Source organism: Mycobacterium sp., from assembly GCF_035314665.1.
Classification (GTDB): domain Bacteria; phylum Actinomycetota; class Actinomycetes; order Mycobacteriales; family Mycobacteriaceae; genus Mycobacterium.
Window position 1 is genome coordinate 1 of sequence record NZ_DATFZD010000183.1, and the last position, 6,478, is coordinate 6,478.

Genomic DNA, 6,478 nt, shown 5'->3' on the forward strand with positions numbered 1-6,478 from the left:
ACGCCGCGGTGCTTGTGGTTCTTGAGCGTGCCGACCACAAACCCGCTGCCCACCTTGACCGCGTTGCGGCGCAACTCAACGCGCCGACGCAGGAAGTCGACGTCTGATACGCGCAGCGCCGCGGCCTCGCCCAACCGGAGCCCGCCGACCCCGAGCACCAGCACCAGGGACTTGTACCCGCCGGACTCGTCGGCGAGCCGCTGCAACTGTTCGGCGGTCAGGTAGACGTTGCGCCGCGGCGGCTGCTTCGGCAGTTTCACGCCGCGGGCCTGGTTGGAACCAATCAGCCTGTCTCGCACCGCGTCATCGGGGATCCGCGCCAGTACCGAGTACGCGATTCGCACCACCCCCGGGCCGCGCCGCGACGACAGGTCCGCCACCCACGCCTGCACGTCGCTGTAGCGGACATCGGAGATGCGGACGCCACTCCAACGCCGCGCGACGTGTGCACCCCAGCTCAATTCATAGGATCGGAGGGTTGACGCCTTCAGGTGCCCGCGCTGCCGCTCTAGCCACGTCGGGCCGAGCTCGCCCACCGTCACCCTGGTGGTCCGAAGACCTCGTACGCCAGGTGCTTGGGGTTGAAAGGCATGGTCTCCTTTATGTTGCTGTCGGCATACGAAGGGCGTTTCTCGGAGCCGAAGATGCCGTGCAGCCGCGACACCGTCAATCCGCCAGCACCGATCACCAGCAGTACGACTAGCGGAATCCACAGCCGCCTCAGGACCCGGAAAATCGTAAATCTCCTCCAACTGACTCCACATCCTGCGCCAGCAGCTTGAACATGCAACTACACATCGGCCGCAACACGCCAGACGGCGGCGCCTCGAGTGCGGTGGGGTAAATCACCAGAGATCCTGACAGGCCCCGGGAATGGAATGCCTCCACCGCAACGCCGCCTTAAGCTTCTAATGAAAGTTTGAGTTGCTCACCATACATACCGAGCGATGCGGTGGTCAACATCTCATGATGTGTGCAGTCGACCGAGTACGTTGTAATGTCGCCAGCAACGTAGGGTCGCCAACTTTGCAGATGGGATGAACCGTTCCTATTTCTACTTCGCGCTGCGGAGAATATGACCATATCGCCATCAAAGACATCAGGCACGTGTTCCTGCAGGTACGAGTGGTTAGCAGTAACACTTTGAACCATGAACTCCAACAGCTGATTGGGAGCAAACTCCACTACTTCTTCTAGTTGTTGGTGAATTAACTCCGCTGCCTGCGGGTAGGTAAGAGGCCCCGACTGTTCTGGAATATCTATATGATTGATTCGCAAGATGTGTTCCAGGATTTGGCTCTCGTCTGAGGCTTGATTTCTCGCGATGACCCTGTTAGTGCTGAATGCATCGTCGAGCAGTACCAAGCGTTGGACTGCGCATCCGCGTCGATTAAGCTCAATGGCGAGCTCGTGGGCTACGACGCCCCCAAGAGACCAGCCGAGAAGCTTGTAGGTCTCGGCAGGATAAACGGCTTGGAGCCTGTCTGCATAGCTTGCCGCCATGCTACGAATCGATCCAGGTTCAGCTTCGCCATTTTGCGGGATTTGGTTAATTCCGATAATCGGGCAATCCAAATAATTGCCCAGAGCCCGATATGACCAGCTAAGCCCGAAACCGTCATGAATACAGCACAGCGGAACACCCGTACCCTCCTTGAGGACCTCAACGGGGACTACTTCCATCGCACTGTCATGTCCGCCCAACTGCTCACTCAAGCTTCGAACGGACGGCGCCTCGAACACGGTGCGCACCGCAAGGCCGGCATCCAGGGCGGTGTTGACCGCGGCGATCACCCGCATCGCCGACAGCGAATCCCCGCCCAGGTCGAAAAACGAGTCGTCGACCCCGACCCGCTCGAGCCCGAGCACCTGGGCGTAGATGCCGGCCAGGATCTCCTCGGTGAGGCTGGCCGGGGCGCGGTACCGATCAACATCGCGGTATTCGGGTGCCGGCAGGGCGCGGGTGTCGAGTTTGCCGTTGGGTGTCATCGGCAGCGCGGCCATCACCACCACCGCGGCCGGCACCATGTAGGCCGGGAGCCGCTCGCCCAGCGCGCCCCGCACCCCGGCCGGGTCGACTGCGCCCGTCTCCGACTCGGTGACATAACCCACCAGGCGTTTATCGCCGGGGCGGTCCTCGCGGGCGATCACCACCGCCTGATCGACCCCGTCCAGCCCGGCCAGCGCCGCGCGCACCTCACCCAGCTCGATGCGATACCCGCGGATCTTGACCTGCTCATCGGCGCGCCCCAGATAGCGCAGCTGCCCATCCGTGCCCCACCGCACCAAATCCCCGGTGCGATACATCCGCGCCCCGGACCCCCCGAACGGACACGCCACAAACCGCGACCCGGTCAACGCGGCCCGACGCCAATACCCACACCCCACCCCGGCACCGGCCACATACAACTCACCGACCACCCCGGCCGGCACCGGACGCAACCAGCCGTCCAGCACAAACAACGCCGCCCCCGACACCGGCGCACCGATCGGCGGCGCACCCGACCCGACTGTCAACGGCGCACTGATCGTGGCATACACCGTGGTCTCGGTGGGGCCGTAGGCGTTGACCATCACCCGCCCGGGCGCCCACCGATCCACCACCTCGGCCGGGCAGGCCTCACCGGCCACCACCAACGCCGCCGACTCCAACCCCTGCGGTGATAACACCCCCACCGCCGACGGGGTCTGGCTTAAAACGCTGACCTGTCCGGCAACCAGCACGGCGTGGAAGTCTTCCGGTGAGCCCGCCACCGACTCGGGCACCACCACCAGCCGCCCACCACCCAGCAGCGCGCCGAAGATCTCCCACACCGAGAAGTCGAAGGCATAGGAGTGACACTGCGTCCACACCTGTCCCGCCGCCGGCAGGCCGACATCCAGTGAGTCGAACAGCCGGGTCACGTTGTGGTGGCTGATGGCCACCCCCTTGGGGACACCGGTGGTGCCCGAGGTGTAGATGAGGTAGGCGATATCGTCGGGGGCCGGCGCCGGCAATGCGGTGCTGGGTTGGCTGTCCACAGCGGGGTCGTCGACATCGATGACCGCCACGTCGCACCCGTCCAGCCGCCCGGCCAGCCCGGTGGTGGTGATCGCGGCGATCGGCGCGGCATCCTCGATCACGAACCCGATCCGGGCCGGCGGCAGGCCCGGGTCGATCGGCAGATAGGCCGCCCCGGTCTTCAACACCGCCACAATCGCGATGACGGCCTGAGCTGAGCGCTCCAACAGCAGCGCCACACACTGTCCCGGGCCCACCCCCTGGCCGGCCAACAGGTGCGCCAACCGGTTAGCCGCCTCCTCAACCTCGCGATAGGTCCACGAACACCCCCCGCAGCTGATCGCCACCGCCTCGGGTGTGCGCCCCACCTGCGCGGCGAACACCACCGGAACCGACACCGGCCTGGGCGCCGGCCGGGTCAACACCGCCCGGTTGCCCCACCCATCCAGGTCGGCGCGCTCACCCTCATCGAGCACATCGATCGACGAGAGCCGCCGTGTGGGATCGGCGGCCATCGCCACCAACACCCGCTCCAACCGCTCGATGAGCGCCTCGATGCTGGCCGGGTCGAACACATCGGTGTCGAATTCGACGCGAAGGCCCAGTTCGTGGCCCGGCATGGCTTGCAGCGTCAGCGGGTAGTGGGTGGATTCGCGGCCGGTGATCTCGGTGATGGCCAACCCGTGGACGTCCAACAATGCGGCGGTGTCGATCGGGTAGTTTTCGTAGACGAAAAGGGTGTCGAACAATTGGTCCTGACCGGTGATGCGGTGGATCTCGCTGAGCGCCAGGTGTTGGTGCTCAAGTGTGTCGTTGTGGGCGCTTTGCAGTTGGTCGAGCAGGTCGGCGATGGTGGTTGCCGGTGTGATGTTCGCGCGCACCGGCACCGTGTTGATCAACAGCCCCACCATCGATTCCGCGCCGGCCACCTCGGCTGGCCGCCCCGAGACCGCGGTGCCGAAGGCGACATCGTGATACCCGGTCAGCCACATCAGCAGCTGCGCCCACGCGGCTTGCAGCACGGTGTTGACGGTGGTGTGGCATGAGCGGGCCAGCTCGCCAAGGGCCCGCGTGGTCTCCTCAGACACCCGAAACGAGGTAGTGCCTCGCGGGCCCAGCCCCAACCGGCCCGGCGGCCCGACCAGTGTGGGGGTGTCAAAACCGGCGAGCACCTCGCGCCAGGCCGCCTGGGCGGCAGCACGGTCTCGATCGGCCAGCCAGCTGACAAACCTGCGATACGACCCGGCCGCGGGCAGCCGCTGCCCGTAATAGCTGGCGAATATTTCCTGCAGCAGGATCGGCAGCGACCAGCCATCGAGCACGATGTGGTGATTAGTCAGCACACACCGGTGGCGGTCCTCGGCGGTGCGGATCAACGCCACCCGAAAGGCCGGCGGGTCGGTGAGGTCGCAGACCGCGGCGCGTTCGGCGGCGCACACCCGCTGGATCTGCTCATCGGGGTCTAGGTCGCCCCCGCTGAGGTCGACGTATTGCCAGGGCGTCACGGGATCGGCCGGGATGATCTGCACCGGCTGGTCGAACTGTGAGCAGAATCGGGCCGCCAGGTTGGGGTGGCGGTTGACTACGGTGTGCACCGCATCGCGTAGGCGGTGGGGGTCGAGAGGGCCGGTCACGGTGATGTCCAGCTGCATTGCGTACAGATCACCGAAATCCTCAGCGGTGCTGGCGTGGAAGAGCAGTCCCTGCTGTAGGGGGGTCAGGGGTAGTACGTCGGCGATCCGGTATTGCTGGTGCAGCTCGTCGATCTGCTGTTGGGTTAGCCGGGCAGGAGCGATATCGGAGGGCGTCAGCCCGCCCCCGCCGTGTTGGACATGGGCGCAGATGCCGGTCAGGGCGTCAAACCACAGTTGGCTGAGCCGGCTGATCTGGGCGTGATCCAGTGTCGATGGTGCCCATGTCCAATTGGCGTGCAGGTGCGGGCCGGTGTCGGTGTCGATGGTGCCGGCGTTGAGTTCCACGGTGTGTGCCAGCGGCATGGGTATCGCGGTGGCGGCGCCGGTGACCGACAAGCCGTCTTGGCTGATCCGCCACATGTCATCGGACATCTCGGCTGCGGCTGCGCCGAGCCGTCCGAGGTAGTTGAATCCGATCGTCGGGTCGGACCCGGCGAGGTCGACGTCGGTGTTGAGGTAGCGCAGCAGACCGTAGGTCAGGCCGTCGGGCAGGGCGCGAAGCTGTTCTTTGGCGTCTTTGATCACCGCACCGAGCGCGGTTTCGCCGGCCACTACTTGCGCCCAGCGCAGTCCACCGACGGTCAACGACACCGGGTATTTGGTGGTGAACCATCCCACGGTGCCCGACAGATCGATATCGGGGGCTAGTTCTTCGTGGCGGCCGTGGCCTTCGACGTCGATGCCGATCGGCGCGGTGCCGGTGCCGGTGCCTAAGAATTCCGTCCACACCAATCCGAACCCGATCAACAGGATGTCGTGTATCCCGGCGTGAAACGCCGCGGGCACCTCGCCGAGCAGCAGGCGGGTGGTCTCGGTGTCCAATGACACCGACAGGTGCCCGGCGCTGGCGTAGGTATCCACCGCAGGTTGCACTGCCGGCAGCGCGGCCGGGGCGGCTGCCACCTGTCTCCAGGTGTCGGCCTGGTCCACCACCGCCGGGGTGTGTGCGTGCTCAGCTAGCAGCGATGCCCATCGGGCAAATGATGTCCCCGCCGCCGGCAATGCCACCGGTTGCCCGTTGTGATGTTGGGCCCAGGCGATGTTGAGGTCTTCGAGCAGGATCCGCCAGGACACCGCGTCGATGGCCAGATGGTGGATGATCAGCGCCAGCTGGCCGGTGTCGGCGACCCACAGTGCGCTGAGCATCGCCCCGGCGGCTGGGTTCAACCGCGACCGGGCTGTCATCAGCGCCTCGTCGGACAACACGTCCACCGATTGCAGGCATTCGCCGGCGTCGACCGTACCGGCCTCGGGTACCTGTAACGACCATCCCCCGGCGCCGTCGTCATCGACGCGAAGCCGCAGCATGGCGTGGCGATCCAGCACGGCCTGCAGCACCACCACCACGTCGGCCTGGGTGACCCCGGCGGGGGCTTGCACCACCATCGTCTGGTTGAACTGCTCGACCGGGCCGTCCCCGCTGTGCAGCCAGCGCATGATCGGGGTGGCCAGCACCGGCCCGACACCCTCATCGATCGGGCCGGCCGCACCGCTGGCCACCCCGGCTACCCGGGCCACCCCGGCGACCGTCTGCTCGACGAAGATGTCGCGCGGTCGACATCTCAGACCGGCTGCCCGCGCGCGCGCCACCACCTGCATCGACAAAATGCTGTCCCCGCCGAGTTCGAAGAAGGAGTCGTTGATTCCGACGCGGTCGAGTCCGAGGACTTGGGCGTAGATGCCGGCCAGGATCTCCTCGACGGCGTCGGTGGGGGCGCGGTAGCGGTCGACGTCTTGGTATTCGGGTGCCGGTAGGGCGCGTTTGTCGAGTTTGCCGTTGACC

1 protein-coding gene and 2 pseudogenes are annotated in these 6,478 nt (G+C 65.8%); all 3 read right to left on the bottom strand.

The window, feature by feature from the left end; translation table 11 throughout:
* Positions 1-542, bottom strand: a pseudogene (locus VKI00_RS14475) (site-specific integrase); the annotation flags it as partial.
* Positions 542-724: pseudogene (locus VKI00_RS14480) on the bottom strand (MmpS family transport accessory protein); the annotation flags it as partial. The pseudogenes VKI00_RS14480 and VKI00_RS14475, both read right to left, overlap by 1 nt.
* Before the next feature lie 176 nt (positions 725-900).
* Positions 901-6,478, bottom strand: a 5,578-nt coding sequence (locus tag VKI00_RS14485) for a non-ribosomal peptide synthetase (protein ID WP_324438450.1), incomplete at its 5' end; no start/stop codon positions are given.